Genomic DNA, 18,284 nt, shown 5'->3' with positions numbered 1-18,284 from the left:
TACCGATTATTGTTTATTTATAACCGGCTTGTTTCATCAGCATCACGGCTTTTTTCTGGTTGCTGCCGGCTACGGATACGTTGATTACGTCTTGTTTGAATTTGCCCCATTTGGCCACTTTCGGATCAGGATTGATTTTCGGGTTGGCGGGGTATTCGTGGTTGAGGTCGGCAAACAGGTTTTGTGCTTCGCTGCCGCTCAGCCATTCGATGAATTTTTGGGCTTGGGCGGCTTTTTTGGTGTGTTTGGTCACTCCGGCGCCGGATACGTTAACGTGCGTGCCTTTGCCTTGTTGGTCGGCGAAGAATACGCCTACGGGCAGGTTGGGCTGTTTGTCCATCAGGCGGCCGTAGTAGTAGGTGTTGGCGATGCCCACGTCGCAGCGGCCTGCGCCGATGGCTTCAAGCATGGCGGTGTCGTTGGCGAAAGGCTCGGTTGCCAAGTTGTTGACCCAGCCTTTAACGATTTGGGCGGTTTTGGCTTGGCCTAGGTTGGCAATCATGGTGCCGACTAAAGATTGGTTGTATACGTTGTTGGAAGTACGCAAGCACAGGCGGCCTTTCCATTTGGGGTCGGCCAAGTTGGCGTAAGTGGAAAGCTCTGCGGGCTTAACTTTTTGTGTGTTGTAGAAAATGGTGCGGGCGCGTACGGAGAGGCCGAACCATTGGTTTTTCGGGTCGCGCAGGTTGGCGGGGATGTTGGTTTTCAAGGTTGCGGAGTTGATGGGGCGCAGCAAGCCCATTTGGGTGGCCTGCCACAGGTTGCCGCCGTCAACGGTGATGAATACGTCGGCAGGGCTGTTGCTGCCTTCGGCTTTGAGTTTTTCCATCAGGGGGCCGGCTTTGTCGTTAACCAGTTTGATGGTAACGCCGGTTTTCTTTTGGTAGGCTTCGGCAACGGGGCGCAGCAGGTTGTCGGCGCGAGACGAGTAAACCACCAGTTCTTCGGCAAATACGGGAGCGGCCGCCAGCATGGCTACGGAAACGGCAAGTGCTTTTTTCATCATGTTTCTGATCCTCTTCAATGACCTTGAGTTTAAGTTTGATGTGGAGGCAGGTTGTTATTCGCAAATGGAAACGGTTTTAGAGGTAAATGTTTCACTGGGAACAACAATTGCCATTCATTTGTGTATTGTAATGAAGTATCGTATTAAGAACAATATAAATTATCATTTATAATAAAAACGATGTTATCGGGTTTGCATTATGCGGATGCTCAACTGATAATACCGTTTTTTATATCGTTTTTCTTTTTCCATTTTGATGAGGCCGTCTGAAAAAACTTATGAAGCTGCCTGTATCCAAACTCTTATTGCCGCGTTTGTGGCTGACCGCCTGTATTGTGCTGATTCTGATTCCGCTGACGGTGATTGTGGCGGCATTGGGTGAGTTCGATGCGGAAATCTGGTCGTTTCTGCTGGAATACCAATTGCCCCAATTGTTGAAAAACACGCTGTTTTTGGTGTTGGCCGTGGGCGCGGGCGTGGCGGTGCTGGGCACTTCCTGCGCGTGGCTTACCGCGATGTATGATTTTCCGCTGCGGCGTTTTTTCTTTTGGGCGCTGATGCTGCCGCTGGCGGTGCCGGCTTATGTGCTCGCGTTTACCCAGCTCGGTTTGTTTGACTACACCGGCCCGCTGAATACGCTGATACGCGAACGCTACGGCATCGAGCAGTTTTTGCCCGATGTGCGTAACGGTTTCGGTTTGGCGGTGGTGATGAGCCTGACGTTTTATCCGTATGTTTACCTGTTGGCGCGAAATGCTTTCGGCAGCATGGGGCAGCGGGCATTGGAGGCGGGCGCGTCGTTGGGTTTGTCGCCGCGGCGGGCGTTTTTCAAGCTGGCGCTGCCGATGGCGCGGCCGTGGATCGGAGGCGGCGTGATTTTGGCTTTGATGGAAGTGCTGGCCGATTTCGGCACGGTATCGGTGTTCGGCTACGACACGTTTACCACGGCGATTTATCAGGCGTGGTTTGATTTTTATTCGCTGGAAACGGCCAAGCAGCTCGCCGCTTTGCTGATTACGCTGGTGTTTGTGTTGCTGGCTTTGGAACAGCTCAGCCGCGGCAACCGCCGTTTCAACCAATCCGGCAAGGCGCAGCAGCACCGCCGCAAGCCGCTTTCAGACGGCCTCAAGTGGGCGGCGACGGCTTATTGCGGCCTGATTCTGCTGTTTGCGTTTGTTATTCCGCTGGTGCAACTGATCGTATGGGCGCACGATACTTGGAACGACGGTTTCAACACTTCGCTGTGGCTGCACGCGTGGCATTCGTTTGCGGCCAGCTTTGCCGCGGCCGTGCTGGTGGCGGCGGTGGCGTTGCTGTTGGCCTTGTCGAAACGGGTGGATAAAAGCCGTTTCGCCGCCGTTGCCGCGCGTATTGCTACGCTGGGTTACGGCATTCCGGGCACGGTGTTGGCGGTGGGGGTGTTCGTGCCGGTGGCGTGGTTCGACAATATTTTGATTGAACACCTGAATCTGCCCGAAGGCACTACCGGCATTTTGAAAGGCACGTTGGCAGTGATGTTGGCGGCGTATCTCATCCGCTTTCTTGCCGTCGGTTACGCGGCGGTGGAAGCGGGGCTGGAGCGCATCAGCCCGTCGCAGGCCGAAGCGGCGCGTTCGCTCGGCTGCACCGGCGGCGGCGTGTTGCGGCGCGTGTATCTGCCGTTGCTGAAAGGTGCAATCGGCACGGCGGTGCTGATGGCGTTTGTGGACGTGATGAAAGAAATGCCGATTACGCTGATGACGCGCCCTTATGATTGGGATACGCTCGCCGTGCGGGTGTACGCTTTCACCATCGAAGGGCAGTTTGCCAATGCCGCGCTGCCCGCTCTGCTTATCGTTTTAACCGGCCTGCTGCCCGTTATCCTGTTTTCGCGCACGGAGCAAAACACATGATTTTAGAAGTTTCCCAAATTAATCTTTCGTTCGACGGCAAACCCGTGTTGCAGGATTTCGGTTTTGCATTGGAACAAGGCGAAATCGCCTGCCTGCTCGGGCATTCGGGCTGCGGTAAAACCACCGCGCTGCGTTCGATTGCAGGGTTTGAACAGCCCGAAAGCGGCAAGATCGTGTTGAGCGGCACCACGCTTTCAGACGGCCTCACATCCATGCCGCCGCACCTGCGCCGCATCGGTATGGTGTTTCAGGATTACGCGCTGTTTCCGCATCTGACCGTCGCCCAGAATATCGCGTTCGGTATCAGCAAACAGCCTGCCGCCGAACGCCATGCACGGATCAACGAGCTGCTCGAATTAATCGGCTTGCCCGACTACGGCAGCCGTTATCCGCACCAGCTTTCAGGCGGCCAACAACAGCGCGTGGCCCTTGCGCGCGCCCTTGCACCCAAGCCCGAGCTGATTTTGCTCGACGAGCCGTTTTCCAACCTCGATGCCGACTTGCGCGCACGCCTGTCGAAAGAAGTGCGCCAACTGCTGAAACGCGAAAATACCAGCGCGATTTTGGTCACGCACGACCAGCAGGAAGCGTTTGCGATGGCCGACAAAATCGGCATCATGCACGAAGGCCGTCTGAAACAGTGGGATACGCCCTACAAGCTCTACCATGAGCCTGCCGACACTTACACCGCCCGCTTTATCGGCACCGGCGTAATGCTGCGCGGCAAGGTTAAAAGCCCGGCTTGCGTACAACTGGCCGTCGGCGAGTTTTGCGGCACCGTGCCGTTTGCCTGCCAATGTTGCAGCGAAGTGGACGTGCTTATCCGCCCCGACGATATCGTGCACGACGACCGCAGCCCGATTACCGCCGAAGTGCTGGATAAGGATTTCAAAGGCAGCTATTTCATCTACACGCTCAAGCTCGACAGCGGCGAAACCGTTGCCGCCCAAGTGCCCGCCCACCACGACCATCCCGTCGGCAGCCGCATCGGTATCCGCATGGATTTGGAACATTTGATTGCGTTTGGGGCGTGAGCGTTTTGAGGATATCGGTTTAAATAAGGAGGCCGTCTGAAAACATTTTCAGACGGCCTCAAGTATATGTGCGATAGGCATCAATCCAGAATTGTTCTAAAAGTAAGGCTGATTCTCGGCTCGTGAACAGCCGCGCTCTTCATTACGGCGTGCCGCCAATAAGTTTGGGTGCTACCGTGCATCACAATCAACTGCCCGTGTTGCAGCATCATTTCCCGTTTTTCCTGCGTGTGCTTGTGTTTGAACGCAAATTTTCGGGTTGCACCAAAGCTGACTGACGCAATAACCGCCTGCTTACCCAGTTCGCGCTCATCGTCGCTGTGCCAAGCCATACCCTCACGGCCGTCTGAATAAAGATTGAGCAAGCATGTGTTGAAAACGGCAGGGCTGTACGGGCGGATGTACTGTTCTACCGTTTCTTTAATCGCCAATAAGGCCGGATGCCACGGCAAAGCGCGTCGGGTAACGCCCGAATAAGTGTAGGCAAACGGCTTGTCGCCGTACCAAGCGGTTTGGCGGGCAGTGATGATCCGCTTGCCGTATATCAATACCTCGTCATGCTGCCAATTTATCTCTTTCATCAGCACGTCGAAATAGCCGTCAGCCTCGGGCGGAGGAATGATGATGCCGTAATTGTTAACAATTCCGTCGTAAGGAAGCAGATTGGCATCGGGCTGATTATGATTGGGAAATAAGTTTAATGTCATGTTTGTTTTTTCTGGTTTGCATATGCTTTTTTATGACATTTCAACGTCTGCATCTATGATTCGTATCGATAAATAATAAATGAGTTTGTATATTGGCTCTATGAAATAAATAATATTTTCAAATAAGATTTATGCGTCTGTTTTTAAATTTTAACTTAATTTAACTTTTTTTGTTTTTCATTAATTTTTTTCTTTCATTTTTCATGATATATCAGCCAGATTATTTTATTTCTTAAAATTGTTGACAAAATAAATATTTTTGTCATTAATTTAATTTAACTTTAAATAACATTTAAAAAATTAATTAAATTTGAATAATGATAAAAGGGTAAAAAAATAGATTGAAACGATCTGCTCCTGATTGTGTGAAAAAAATCCTTTATACTCGCGCTCCCATTATCTTTTGGGAATTAAGGATTTACACAAGGAGGTAAGAAATAAATGTCAAATTATGTAGTTCGCACACACGCCACTCATGGAAAATATATAGACATTAGAGACTTTAAAAACAATAAAAATACTTACGATGATGCCGTTAAAGAAGCACTTGCCGCTGCGCATAAAGAAAAGGCTGCTCTTTATCTAAACGGTACCGTCACAATCAGTAAAGTCATTGAAATCAACGCCGATACCAAAAACGTCACCGGTATTTTCGGAGACGGGATGGGTAAAACCAAAATTCTGTTCACGCACACGCAAACAGGTGTGCACAATCCCGACAGCAACAGCACTGTTCCCGAAAAAGCCGGTATTTGGATCAACAAGCAAAACGGCAAATTTATCAGCGACCTTTCCATAGAGTACAAACACACCAAGCCAAGCGACTTTTACCGTTTCGGGCAAAGCTATTTCGGTAAGGTAAACGGTATTGTAGTGAATGATTCCGACCAAACTCTTATCAGCAAAGTAGAAGTGTCCGGCGCAAACCGGGCGGGCGTTTTGTTTACTTCTATCGACGCGATTTCATCCGGAGCCAAGTATTCGCTGATCAATGGCAAAATTTCCGCAAATCAGCTTCCGACCGGCGACAACAATAAGGTTATCGACAGCTACCTGCACCACAACCGAGTTGCAGGTATCTTAGTTTCTTATCAAAAAGGTTTTAAGGCGGAAGGCAATACCTTAGCGTGGAACGGCCACAAAGATGACGGCGGCACGGGTTACGGCATTGCATTGGTGGCGGGCAGCTACAACAACGGCGTAACCATCGCCAACAACAAAACCGACCACAATTACCGCAAAGGCATTGATTCGCACGACGGCAACAATATTACCATCAAAGATAATGTACTCAACGGCGACCGGATGTTTGGTATTGCGGTGGAAAACCGCCAGTTCAGCATGGATCGGGTAACCGTGCACAACAACAAGATTACACAAGATAAGTCGTTCCGTTTACTGAGAGACGACAACTCGGGTGTACCGCATCCTGCCAGCGACTATGCCGGCTTCCGCGGTATCAAACTGGAAAACAAAGCTCAAGTTTGGCAGCAGTTTATCAATCCTAAGCCCGGTGTTTTTGTGATTACCAACAACACCATTGAAGGGTTAACCGACTATCAAGGCATTACGCGCGGGATTGAGATGCGCAACAATGAAAAAGATGTCACTTATTCTTTAAGCATTTCCAACAATACCATTAAAGGCAATTCGTCCGACAGCCTCATCAGCGTGTTCGGTAATCCCGACAATCCCGAAACGCCGTATATCGAAAGAGGGCCGGGGTCGGGAAATATCCGCATCGTCAATAATACGATGGACGTGACCCGAACTCTCAGCGCGCCGATTATGATTGAAGAGCAGAATACCAACGGGCAGGCGCACGGCAGTATCAGGATTGAAGCAAACAAACTCAACGTGAAACAATCCGATGCCGCCACCGAAGGCATCTCGGTAGAAAGCAATGCCCGCTGGCTTACCTTAAACCAAAATACGTTTAATTTAGGCGGCTTGATAGACAGACCGGTTGTTCGCACCAAAGGCGTTGGCCGTCATAAACTTCAGCTGAATGTGGCGGGCAATAAATTCGAGACAGACGGTGAAAAAGCCTTTGAAAACGGCGACTGGCTGAAAATCGAAAATACCGGTACCAAAATCCACAGCAACCAACACAACAAAGCCGTCGGTATTTTGGGCAACAACGGCATCACGGTGCAGGATATTCTCACGGCGCACAAACTGAAAGCACAGGCGGAGAAAGCCAAAACGAGTTATTCCGCCAAAATGCCTTCTGCCGGTATGGTTCCCGAAGACTTGGACAACAACCACCAAGATGCCGACAACATGCCTTCAGCCGGAAGAGCTGCACTGCCTGATATCGGGCAAACTACTTTCAGTAACACGGCTGCCGAAAACATCCGCGTGCATCCTGCGGCTTTGTCCACGGCAGAAAAGAAATCAGCCGAGCCTGCACACAAGGCAACACCGGCAGATGAGTTGCTTGATAACGGCAAAACGCTGGATTTAGGCGGCATCGGTTTGACCGAGTGCAGCGAATCTTGGCCGGAACATGCTCCGGAAGCTTATTCCGCCATTCATACGGCTGCTGCCGTTTCCGGTATGCCCGAGGAAAACGCTGTCGTGCTGGCGTAACAGCATCTGTTCATCACGCATGCCGTTTCGGCGGGAGAACCTGTTTCTCGAAGTCGAAACGGCATTTTGCGTACTTTATGACCCGCACTATATAATAGCGCCCTTATTTTCAAGCCTTTTCAGACTGTATCCCACACTTTATGCATATTTCCGATTTTGATTTCGAGCTTCCGGAAGCTCTGATCGCCCAACATCCTCCGGCCGAACGCGGTGCCAGCCGCCTTTTGGTTGCTTTGCCTGATGCGCCTGTTGCCGACACCGTATTTTCTGCCTTGCCCGATTATCTCGAAGCGGGCGACGTGCTGGTGTTCAACAATACCAAAGTGATGAAAGCGCGGCTGTTCGGCACCAAAGCCAGCGGCGGAAAAATCGAAGCCTTGATCGAGCGCGTGCTTGATGCACACACCGCTTTGGCGCATGTGCGGTCGTCCAAATCGCCCAAACCCGGTACGGAATTGATTTTTGAAGGCAACATCCGCGCCGTGATGGAAGAGCGTGCGGGCGAGTTGTTCCGCTTGCGTTTTGAAGACAGCCGCAGCGTGTATGAAATTCTCGAACACGTCGGCAAACTGCCGTTGCCGCCTTACATCGAACGTGCTGCCGATGATGACGACGACGCACGCTATCAAACGGTTTACGCCAAACATCAAGGTGCGGTTGCCGCGCCGACCGCCGGTTTGCACTTTACCGACGGCCTGCTTGAAGCCATCCGCACCAAAGGCGTGCATACTGCGGAAGTGACGTTGCATGTGGGCGCGGGTACGTTCCAGCCCGTGCGGGTAGAAAACATTGCCGAACACACCATGCACAGCGAATGGTTTGAAGTGCCGTCTGAAACCGTGGCCGCGATTGAGGCCGCACAACAGCGCGGTAACAAAGTATGGGCAGTGGGCACGACCTCCATGCGCGCACTTGAGTCCGCCGCAAGGGAAACAGGCCGTCTGAAAGCGGGCACCGGCGACACCGATATTTTTATCACACCGGGCTACCGTTTCCATGTGGCAGACCGCCTGATTACCAACTTCCACCTGCCCAAATCAACCCTGCTGATGCTCGTCAGCGCGTTTTCAGGCACAGAACACATCCGCAACATTTACCGCCATGCCGTCGGGCAGCAATACCGCTTTTTCAGCTACGGCGATGCCATGATACTCGGGCGCGCATATTCATCGCGGCACGAAACTCAAGATTAAATTGTGGCGCAACGCTGCCGATTTCTCCATTCAAGCAGGCCGTCTGAAACCTTTCAGACGGCCTGCTTTGCCTTATCCACATGAAAATGATAAACTGCTGATTCCATTTAACTTGAGGCATACACACCATTATGAAAGACGCGGAGCAGAGCAGTACGACCCCACGCCCTTCGTGTATGCGCCCCATTCAGGCAGCCTGACTTTTGTCGGGTTGCCTTTTGTTATGATTAAAAAAGGACAATAAACATTATGGATTTCAGTTGGTTAGCCGAACCGAACACCTGGTTGGGCTTTGCAACGCTGCTGGTTCTCGAAGTCGTGCTCGGCATCGACAACCTCGTTTTCGTGGCGATTTTGGCCAATAAAGTCAAACCCGCCCTGCGTGATAAAGCCCGCATCACCGGCTTGGTGCTGGCCGTATTGATGCGCTTGGTCATGCTCGGTTTTATGGCGCACATCATCACGCTGACCAAACCGCTGTTTGAAATAAACGATATGAGCGTGTCGGGCAAAGACCTGATTATGCTCATCGGCGGTTTGTTCCTGCTGTATAAAGCCACCACCGAACTGCACGAGCGGATTGAAGGCCACAACCAGTTTGCCATTGCCGACACCCATAAAAAACATTCGCCGTTTTGGGGCGTTGTGCTGCAAATTCTGGTGTTGGACGCCGTGTTCTCCATCGATGCCGTGATTACCGCCGTCGCCATGGTCGACCACATTGTCGTAGCGATGGCCGCCGTTGTCGTTGCCATGACCATCATGATTATGGCCAGCAAACCGCTCACCGATTTTGTGGCCAAACATCCGACCGTTGTGATGCTGTGTTTGGGCTTCCTATTGATGATCGGTTTCAGCCTGATTGCCGAAGCCTTCCACTTCCAGATTCCCAAAGGCTATCTGTATGCCGCGATCGGCTTTTCCATCCTTATCGAAGTGTTCAACCAAGTTTCACAGCGCAACGCCCGCAAAAACGACTACATCAGCAGCTCGTGGCGCAAACGCACCGCCGATAACGTGCTGGGCATGATGGGCATCCGCGAAACCGTTTTGGCGCAGTCCGGCAACAAAGCCGAAGACGTTTCCCACTTTGAAGAAAACGAAAAATCCATGATCCGCAGCGTGCTCACACTGGCCGAACGCCCGATTCTCGGCGTGATGATTCCCCGCCGCGACATCGAACGCTTGGATATTTCGCAAAGCAAAGAAGAGCAGCACGCCCAGCTGCAAAGCACCCCGTACAGCCGTTTGCTGGTGGTCGGCAAAGCAGGCGTGGACGAGCCGCTGGGCTATATCAACAAAAAAGACCTGCTCGCCCAACTGCTTGACGAAGGCACTATCAATATTCAGACGGCCTTAAAACAACCGCTGATTCTGCCCGACAGCACAACCGCACTGGCCGCCATCGAACTGTTCCGCAAAAACAGCGCCGATTACGCACTCGTTGTAGACGAGTTCGGCGCCGTATTGGGCATGGTTACCATGAAAGACCTGCTCGAAACCATCGCCGGCGAGTTCCCCGAAGAATTCGAGCGCGAAGAAGAGCCGACCCTGCAAGCACACGCAGACGAAAGCCTGACGGTGGACGGCTCGCTGGAATACGTCGAATTGGCGCCGCAGCTCAACTTGCCGCCGCAAGAAGAAGACGCCGACTTCCACACCGTTGCCGGCTTAATCATGGAAGAGTTGCAAAGCATTCCCGACGTCGGCGATTTTGCCGACTTCCACGGCTGGCGTTTCGAAGTGATTGAGAAAGAAGGCCAACGCATCGAACGCGTAAAGATTACCAAGCTGCCGGAAGAGGGTTAATCTTAGATTTAGTTTCCTTGATACATCAACTTATGCTCAAGGCCGTCTGAAATTTCAGACGGCCTTTTGTCATACCCATATTGGGCAAAGATGTCCATTCTGCTATATTGTAGAGCATATATCTTGAATTCCGATACTTTGACATACGCTCTGGAACGCCCGCGATGACCCAAACCCAATCCTACCGCCTCAGCTTCTCCCGCTTCAGTCCGTCCCTCTCCGTCGTCTCCTTCACCGCCACCGAAGCCTTAAACACAGCCTACCGTCTCGACATCGAACTTACTTCTGTTGATTCAGACTTACCGCTGTCGTCCTACATCAACCAAGCGGCCAAGTTTACGGTAACGCCGGTGAGTAGCGATGCATTGGGACTGATCGAAGGAATGATCGCCCCCCAAGCGCTGAAGGAATGGAGCGGCATCATCACTTCGTGCGAGAAGCTGTCGGTATCGGCGGACGAGACCCGTTACCGCATGGTATTGGAACCCCGCATCGCCGCATTGAAGCACCACCGCACTTCGCGTCTGTTTCAAAACCAAAACGTGCCCGACATTATTTCGTCGCTGTTGAAACACCACGGCTTCTCCGGCGTCGATTTCCGTTTCAATACCTCACGCGAATACGGTGTACGCGAGTATGTGACCCAGTATCAGGAATCCGACTTTGCCTTTCTCAACCGGCTGTGCGAAGAAGAAGGGATTTGGTATGCCTTCGAGCAGAATGCCCAATATGGCGATGTGGCGGTATTCGGTGACGATGCCGCCCATTATTTTCGCAGCCACACTTCCCCCTATCCCTACCGCCCCCACGGCGGGTTGGAGAGCGTTGGCGAGGAAGCGGTGTTTGCCTTACAGGTGAAGCACAATCCCATTCTCGAATCCATCCGCGTCGGCGACTACAACTACCGCGATGCCGATACCGACTTATCGTCCGCAGTAACGGCGAAGGGTACGGAAACCGACAGCAGCGTCTTACTCGGCAGCGACAGCCATTGGGGTTTGCATCAAAAAACACCCGAAGAAGCCCAACTTCAGACGGCCTTACTGCAACAGCTCGACCACAGCCGCCGTATCGTCGCTTCCGGCAGCGGCAACATCACCGCGCTTCGCCCCGGTCTGGTGTTTCAGACGGCCCCGGCTTTCAGCGAAGCACCCAACGGCTGGTTGGCGGTATCGCTCACCCACAGCGGCAGCCGCGACCAAGCATACAGCCATACTTTCACCGCCATTCCCGCCGACAGCATCTTCCGCCCCGAACGCATCACCCCGTTGCCGAAGATCCAAGGCAGCCTTCCCGCCAGAGTCACCAGCCCCGGCAACTACACCTACGCCTATATCGACAATATGGGCCGTTACCGCGTCAAACTGCCGTTCGACCTTGATGAATGGAGTCCGGGCGGAGAAAGCCGTCCCATCCGCTTAGCCAAGCCCTATGCCGGCCCCGACTACGGCCAACACTTCCCGCTGCACGAAGGCACCGAAGTAATGCTGTCGTTTGTACAGGGCAATCCCGACAGGCCCTACATCAGCGGCGTGATGCACGACAGTTCCCACCCCGACCACGTGCCTGCCGACTGGAACACCCGCAACGTTATCCGTACTTGGGCGAATAATAAGCTGCGCATGGAAGACAAACAGGGGCAGGAACACATCAAATTGGCGACCGAATACGGCAAAACCCAACTCAACCTCGGCCATATCGTCGACGGCCAAAGACAGAAACGCGGCGACAACGGCGAAGGCTTCGAGCTGCGTACCGACAGTTGGGGGGCGGTAAGGGCGGGCAAAGGCTTGTTCATCAGTGCCGATGCCCAAAATCAGGCGGCGGGGCAGGTGTTGGATATGGATGCAGCCATCGCCCAGCTCGAACAGGCAATCTCCCTAGCCAAAAGCCTCAATAAAGCCGCCCACACCGCCCAAAACGAAGCCACCGAAGCCGAAGAACAGGCAGGCCGTCTGAACGACAGCCTCAAACAGCTGCAACGCGCCGGCATCATCCAATCCGCCCCCGACGGCATCGCCAGCGCCACCCCGCAAAGCCAATTGCATACCGCCGGCCAACACATCCACCACATCAGCGGCGGCGACACCGACATCAGCGCCGGCAGCAAATTCACCGCCCATGCGGTCGGAAGCGTCAACCTGTTTGCCCAGAGCAACGGGGCGAAGTTACAGGCCAATCAGGGCAAGGTGGAGATACAGGCACAGAACGACGAGATGCAGATCAACGCCCTCAAAGACGCCACCATTACCAGCAGCGCCGGTAAAGTAACCGTGGCCGCCAAAGACGAAATCCTGCTCACCAGCGGTGGGGCGTATATCAAGATTAAGGATGGCAACATTGAGCTGGGCTGTCCGAAGATGGTGTGGGTGAAGTGTGCAGGGTTTCAGGTCATCAATCCTCATGCTATAGCAAATAATTTGCCAAAATTCGAGCCTTTATATTCTGGACGTTATATTTTGAGGGATAAAAAAACGCAAAATGTATTGGTTAACCGCCCATACACTTTGACTTTAGAGGACGGTAGTCAAGTAGAAGGGATAACTAACCACAAAGGAGAAACCTTGTTGGTTACGACTTCCTCTCCTCAAAAAGTAGAATTTATTCGGGAAGATAAGCCCAAGAAAGCACCGCATCTTTTACATATTGCAGGCGGAGGCACAATTAATCTGCATTTTGAAATTTACGACGACGAGTAAATACCATGACGATGATTACACGACTGGAAGTTGATAGAAAATATGCCGATATTGAATTGTCTGATTTAGGTTATCTTTATTTGGTATGGGATTACGTTCTCAGATACTACAAACCCAAACTTCGGATGGGGAAGAAAACGCAGGATAAAAAGCAAAACGGCTTTGATCATGTCGTCAACTTAACGGAAAAAATGACCGGCTACTATTGGCCTTACAAACCTGAAGTCAGTTTCAGCGTTCCCCAAGGAGAAGGAACGCCTGTGCCTCATTTGACTAGAAACAGGCAGGCAGGGAAAAAAGAGCAGCAGGAAAATGAACACTATATCGAAAAAATCGGTGAAAAAATCGGCTTAACCGATCCGACTACCGAAGGAAAAAACCGCAGACATACACGTTGGAAGGGTTCACCGGCCATTATGGCTGCTGCTACTGTCAAGCGGCCTGATTTGATTATCGTCAAAGATCATAAAATCCGTTGGCCGGGACGTAATGCCGTATATCCGCCTACAGGAGAAAGCTATGGTCACAATCTCAAACGGTTGGTGGAAATGAAGTATGGAAAAGACTATTTGGATGATGAGCAGGAAAAAACCTATAAAAAAATAGCCACTCACGAACGCTTTGCCGTATTAAAAATTTGGCAAGATAATAATAAAGACAACAAACGGCATATTTATGAATTTTCGCCCGATTTGGTGCCTGCGTTTGGTTTTAAACAAGAAGAACTGTTGCCTAAAATTCGTCTTGAACCGTGGCTAACGCCTCCATCGGGCAAACCTGTCAACATCCTGTCCGGCGAATTGGTTAACAAGCAAGATTTGGAAGCGGCTTACCGTCCGGAAACCGTAGAAATGTTGAGCCGCAATTCGCCTTGGTTTGACAGTTTCGGCAATTTCGAACGTACTTCAGACGGCATACGCTGGGTAGGCGAAAATGGTCAGGTTGTCGAATATAGTGATGCCGAGTTGCAGCAAGCTGCCGACTATCTGGAACAATATGAAGATATCCCGCGTGACCATCTGCCTTATATTCAGGAGGCAGAGGTGGTAATGTCCGGTGACGATACGCTGGCTTTGGCGTTGAAGTTTGTTAAAGACAACAAAGAAGAAATCATCACAATCGTTGTGCTGACAGTCGCGGTTGTTGCAGCAGCGGCTTATTTCGCCCCCGCCGCACTACTGGGCGCCGGAACGTTTTTATTGAGGCTTGCTAGATTTGCCCCTGCATTAGGTGTGTCAGCAAAGGTATGGGCGGCGGATGAACGTTTTGAAGAGCGCAGCAATTGTTATGAGTATCACTACCTTGTTGAGAGGAAACCGAAAGGTCAAACATATAAACGCAATGAATATGAAATTATCCGTTACCTGCCGTGGCAAGAATGCGGTGAAAATTCGGATACCAGCCATTTGGAGGGTTGGGAAGAAAAAGTTCGAGAATTTGATAACCGACATAGGAAATAAAACATGCTATCAAAACAATACGAAGCCTTGGAGCAGGAATACCGCGATATTCTTCTGCACGATGAAGAGCACAAGATATTGGCACAACTGGGGTTGGTTATTCTGATTTACTTTCACGACGGTGGCTCGGTGGCAGGGCAGCGCAAGGTTTTGGAAGTGTTTGACCGCTTCTATATGCATTACCATCCCTATTTGAAATCCCATTTTTGGAAAGGGATGCGTCGCTTCGCTAAACTGAATCAGACGGCCTTTGTCAAAAAACAACAGAAAATGATTGCAGCAGCTGAGCAAGGGGAGGCTTTATTCGGTTATTTAAGTAGTGATGAGTGGGGCGACTATTCGTCTGACTATGCAATAAGGACACTGACTGCAAGACCCGATATAGAACTGAATGCAGAACCATCCTATATTCAAATTAATTTGCCGGTTTCCCTTTTGCAAACATCTCAAGGTAAACAGGAGTTTGAAGAGTGGATAACATATCTTTGTAAACAGTTTTCCATATTTCACGGTTATGCCGGATTGACGCTTTCATTGCCTTATGGCGGTTACGAATACCAGTTTTACGAACACAGTACTACCAAACGTTATTGGGGCGTAACACCTGACTTTTCACCAAATGATACCAACTGGGAGACTGGCCTGAAATCTATCAACTGGTACACCTTTGTCGGTAAAAAATTACAAGGCCGTCTGAACAAGCAGGAAGTGGACAATGTGTTAAACCACTATCCCGACATTACCCTGCAAACCTGTAACGACACGATGATATTCAAAGCGGGGAGTTTCCCGTCAACCGGCGACCGCAACAAGCCCTTGCCGGTTCCCTATTTGGTGGTCAACAACCTGCTGCGTCCGGCTCGGGTGGAAAAGCTGAAAGATGCGATGCATTCCGCTTACGGCAACGGCAAAACCCGTTATTCGGCCTCGCAGGGTTATTATTGGCTGCGCCGTTGGGATAACGCTAATTTCGAACAGGGTATTTTCAACCCTGAAGGGGATAAAGCCGAGTTGATGCCGGTGTACCGCCAGAAACCGTATGAAGTGCCTTTCAGCGGTATGTGGGTGCCGGATAACCTTTCTGAAGGGATTGAACAACATTTTGAAAAAGGAGAAATTTTTCCGATGGAAGGCGAGCATATTTGGGTCTTGCCCAATGGAGAACGTCATCGAACTAAAGATGATGCCGTTTGGCGTTTGGTTAAACGCGATGACGGAGGCCCGGTAGAGGTGCCGTCTGAATTTTAAAGAGCAATGAGGCCGTCTGAAAATGTTTTCAGACGGCCTCATTGCTCAATATCTGTTCTTTTTCAAAAAACCTGCCAATTCTTTGGAATGGTAAAACGCCATACAGCGGGCGAAAATCGTGTTCATCTCGGTGTCGCCCGATTCTTCGCTGTGTATGCTGATGCGCTCCCGATGGAAATCGCCGGTTTTGTTTTCCACAAAATCAATCAGTTTCAGCCAGTCTGAAGGCGAATAACGCGGTTTCGGGCGGGAATAGTCTTGCAGGCTGCGACGTTGGTAGAGGCCTGCTTTTTCATAGTTGCTATTCAAGCATTCTTGCAGGGCGAAATCTCGGAAATCGAGATGCGGCACTCCGCCCGTGCCGCGGGCAGAAACGGCTGCCGGAAGCAGCAGGGCGGAGGCGGCAATCAATGTGATGCTTTTGACCGACACTATGTCAGTTCCCAAAAAATCACTTTAACGGTCTGTATCGGGCGGTTGGGATTGGGTGACAGTCTGGCGAACCAGAAATAATATTCGCTGTCGTCGTCGCTTTCGTGGCCGCGGGCGTTGCCCCAGCCTTCGACTTCAAACATCACGATGCCGGTTTTGCCTTTGATTTTTGCCAACACGTTTTGTTTGACGGCGGCAATTCTTTCTTGGAACGCGGCCGAATCGAAGTCGGCGTCGTCATCCGATTTCAAGCGCGGCGGGCGGTATTCGACGGTGCCTTTGCCGAATTGTTTTTTGAGAAATTCGCCGAGTTCGCGCACTCTGAACCAGTGGTTCTTTTTGTCTTTGTCGCCGATAAATGCGCCGGCACGGTTGGCGGGCAGGCGGATGCCGCTGTGGTTCAGCGCGTAAGACATGCGTGCTGCGCAGGTGTTTTCCCAAACGGTCGGTTCGCGCTCTGCCAATTCCGCCCAGCGTTTGGAAATGAGCGGATAAAACTCGTGGCTGGGAATGGTTTTATAGTGCTCAACCATATCCGCCCAAGCCGGTTTTTTAGGGCTGACGCGGGGGCGTGCGGTGCTGCCGGTTTGGGGTTTGGGTTTGGCGGGCTTAACCGGTTTGACGGGTTTGGTGGGTTTTGCCGATGTTGCTTTGGCCGGTGTCGTTTTTGCCATTTTCTTTCTCCTTTGTAGTCAGATAATGCGGCGGAGAGAAAGTCTGCCGTTTCAGACGGCCTCTCCGACTAGAAAAATCGAAACCAAATCACATTGCAATCGTTGTTTTAAGGGATTTCAGACGGCCTTGTTATGTTTTATTCCGCCTGAAACACCGAGGTATCGGTTTGAGGTTGGTCTTTGACCGTCTCAGCCGTTTCGTTTTGCTTGGCCGCTTCTTCGGCTTCGGCTGCCAAGCGTTTTTTCTCGTTCAAGTAGGTGTTGATCTGGTACACCAAATCCTGCGTGCCTTGGCGGGACAAGGCACTGATTTTAAACAGGCGCGGGGTGTTCATGTCGAAGCCGAATCTGTCGTCGGGGGCGGGGTGGTTCCAGCCGATTTGTTTTAAAAATTCGGCGGCGCGCTCTTCGGCTTCTTCTTCGCTCAACATATCGAGTTTGTTCAGCACCAGCCAGCGCGGTTTGTCGTAGAGTTCTTCGTCGTATTTGCGCAGTTCTTCCACAATCGCCAAGGCTTCTTCGGCGGGGTTGACGCTGTCGTCGAACGGTGCCAAGTCCACCACATGCAGCAGCAGGCCGGTGCGGGAAAGGTGTTTCAGGAAGCGGTGCCCCAAGCCCGCGCCTTCGGCGGCACCTTCGATCAGGCCGGGAATGTCGGCCATGACGAAGCTGTTGTTTTCGTCCATGCGCACCACGCCCAAGTTCGGGTGCAGGGTGGTAAACGGGTAATTGGCGATTTTGGGGCGGGCGGCGGAAACGGCGGAAATCAGGGTGGATTTACCGGCGTTCGGCATGCCGAGCAAGCCCACGTCGGCCAATACTTTCAGTTCGAGCTGTAGGCTGCGGGCTTCGCCTTCTTCACCGGGGGTAGCTTGTTTGGGAGCGCGGTTGACCGATGATTTGAAATGGATGTTGCCCAATCCGCCTTTGCCGCCGCGGGCGAGGCATACTTTTTGACCGTGGTGGGTGAGGTCGGCGATGATTTCGTCGGTGTCGATGTCGCGGATCAGGGTGCCGACGGGCATGTGCAGTTCGATGTCGTCCGCACCTTTGCCGTAGCGGTCGGAACCGTGGCCTTTTTCGCCGTTTTTGGCTTGGTAGCGTTTAACGAAACGGTATTCGACAAGGGTGTTGATGTTTTCGTCGGCCACGGCGAACACGCTGCCGCCTTTGCCACCGTCGCCGCCGTCAGGCCCGCCGCGCGGTACGAATTTTTCGCGGCGGAAGCTGACGGCTCCGTTACCGCCTTTGCCGGCAACTACTTCGATTTTTGCTTCATCAATAAATTTCATGGTGCTCTCTAAAGATAGTTTCAGACGGCCTGATGTTTTGTTGCTCAAAACTCTGTGCCGTCTGAAAAGGAATTTAATGGTTTGATATTATAAAGGATATATCAGAGGCCGTCTGAATAAAATCTGAGAGACCCGAAAGCGGAGCGGGGCTGCTGCGCAGGCGGTGGATGGCGTACATCGGCGGGCTTTTAAAAACGGCGGTTTTCACGCACAATACGGCATCTTTAAACATCATTCGAACACCAA

General features: G+C 51.7%; 13 protein-coding genes. 8 read left to right on the top strand and 5 right to left on the bottom strand.

All coding sequences use genetic code 11. From position 1 onward, the window contains the following. Positions 1–13 precede the first annotated feature (13 nt). Positions 14–1,003 carry an extracellular solute-binding protein gene (locus CKV66_RS11295; RefSeq protein WP_408633899.1) on the bottom strand — a complete coding sequence of 330 codons (990 nt, stop codon included), beginning with the start codon at positions 1,001–1,003 and terminating at the stop codon, positions 14–16. 281 nt (positions 1,004–1,284) lie between these two features. Between CKV66_RS11295 and CKV66_RS11290 the strand changes: the two genes are divergently transcribed. Both CKV66_RS11290 and CKV66_RS11285 read left to right on the top strand, forming a co-directional pair. Further along, complete coding sequence (locus tag CKV66_RS11290; RefSeq protein ID WP_085364381.1) at positions 1,285–2,898, top strand: ABC transporter permease; 1,614 nt, start codon at positions 1,285–1,287, stop codon at positions 2,896–2,898. Next, positions 2,895–3,932, top strand: a complete 1,038-nt coding sequence (locus tag CKV66_RS11285) for an ABC transporter ATP-binding protein (protein ID WP_085364382.1) — start codon at positions 2,895–2,897, stop codon at positions 3,930–3,932. The genes CKV66_RS11290 and CKV66_RS11285 overlap by 4 nt, the downstream gene beginning before the upstream one ends. An 80-nt stretch (positions 3,933–4,012) precedes the next feature. Here the strand turns inward: CKV66_RS11285 and CKV66_RS11280 are convergent, their stop codons facing one another. Then, positions 4,013–4,639, bottom strand: a complete 627-nt coding sequence (locus CKV66_RS11280) for an alpha-ketoglutarate-dependent dioxygenase AlkB family protein (protein ID WP_085364383.1) — start codon at positions 4,637–4,639, stop codon at positions 4,013–4,015. A gap of 441 nt (positions 4,640–5,080) precedes the next feature. Here CKV66_RS11280 and CKV66_RS11275 point away from each other — a divergent pair, with 441 nt between their 5' ends. From CKV66_RS11275 to CKV66_RS11250, 6 genes are all read left to right on the top strand, one after another. Continuing rightward, positions 5,081–7,231, top strand: a complete 2,151-nt coding sequence (locus tag CKV66_RS11275; protein WP_085364384.1) for a right-handed parallel beta-helix repeat-containing protein — start codon at positions 5,081–5,083, stop codon at positions 7,229–7,231. Positions 7,232–7,371: 140 nt separating this feature from the next. Then, positions 7,372–8,424 (top strand): tRNA preQ1(34) S-adenosylmethionine ribosyltransferase-isomerase QueA, encoded by a 1,053-nt coding sequence (gene queA / locus CKV66_RS11270; RefSeq protein ID WP_085364385.1) that lies wholly within the window; start codon positions 7,372–7,374, stop codon positions 8,422–8,424. Between the two features lie 249 nt (positions 8,425–8,673). Next, on the top strand, positions 8,674–10,233 hold the full coding sequence (locus tag CKV66_RS11265; RefSeq protein WP_085364387.1) for a TerC family protein: 1,560 nt from the start codon (positions 8,674–8,676) through the stop codon (positions 10,231–10,233). A gap of 164 nt (positions 10,234–10,397) precedes the next feature. Then, a complete protein-coding gene (locus CKV66_RS11260) occupies positions 10,398–12,932 on the top strand; it encodes a type VI secretion system Vgr family protein (RefSeq protein ID WP_095197852.1) in 2,535 nt (844 codons plus the stop codon). A gap of 5 nt (positions 12,933–12,937) precedes the next feature. Next, entirely contained in the window at positions 12,938–14,392 is a 1,455-nt protein-coding gene (locus CKV66_RS11255; RefSeq protein WP_095197890.1) for a VRR-NUC domain-containing protein, read from the top strand. Positions 14,393–14,395: 3 nt separating this feature from the next. Beyond that, positions 14,396–15,640 carry a type VI immunity family protein gene (locus tag CKV66_RS11250; protein ID WP_231990491.1) on the top strand — a complete coding sequence of 415 codons (1,245 nt, stop codon included), beginning with the start codon at positions 14,396–14,398 and terminating at the stop codon, positions 15,638–15,640. 45 nt (positions 15,641–15,685) lie between these two features. Here the strand turns inward: CKV66_RS11250 and CKV66_RS11245 are convergent, their stop codons facing one another. The 3 genes from CKV66_RS11245 to obgE form a co-directional block, all read right to left on the bottom strand. Next, positions 15,686–16,087 (bottom strand): hypothetical protein, encoded by a 402-nt coding sequence (locus CKV66_RS11245; RefSeq protein ID WP_143773825.1) that lies wholly within the window; start codon positions 16,085–16,087, stop codon positions 15,686–15,688. Beyond that, entirely contained in the window at positions 16,072–16,746 is a 675-nt protein-coding gene (locus CKV66_RS11240; RefSeq protein ID WP_085364533.1) for a T6SS effector amidase Tae4 family protein, read from the bottom strand. Before CKV66_RS11240 ends, CKV66_RS11245 begins: the two co-directional genes overlap by 16 nt. 137 nt (positions 16,747–16,883) lie before the next feature. Further along, complete coding sequence (gene obgE / locus CKV66_RS11235; protein WP_085364534.1) at positions 16,884–18,038, bottom strand: GTPase ObgE; 1,155 nt, start codon at positions 18,036–18,038, stop codon at positions 16,884–16,886. Between the last annotated feature and the right edge of the window lie 246 nt (positions 18,039–18,284).

This window comes from Neisseria zoodegmatis (genome assembly GCF_900187305.1).
Lineage (GTDB): Bacteria > Pseudomonadota > Gammaproteobacteria > Burkholderiales > Neisseriaceae > Neisseria > Neisseria zoodegmatis.
Note: the sequence above shows the minus strand (reverse complement) of the source record. Positions and strands in the feature narration are given on the sequence as shown.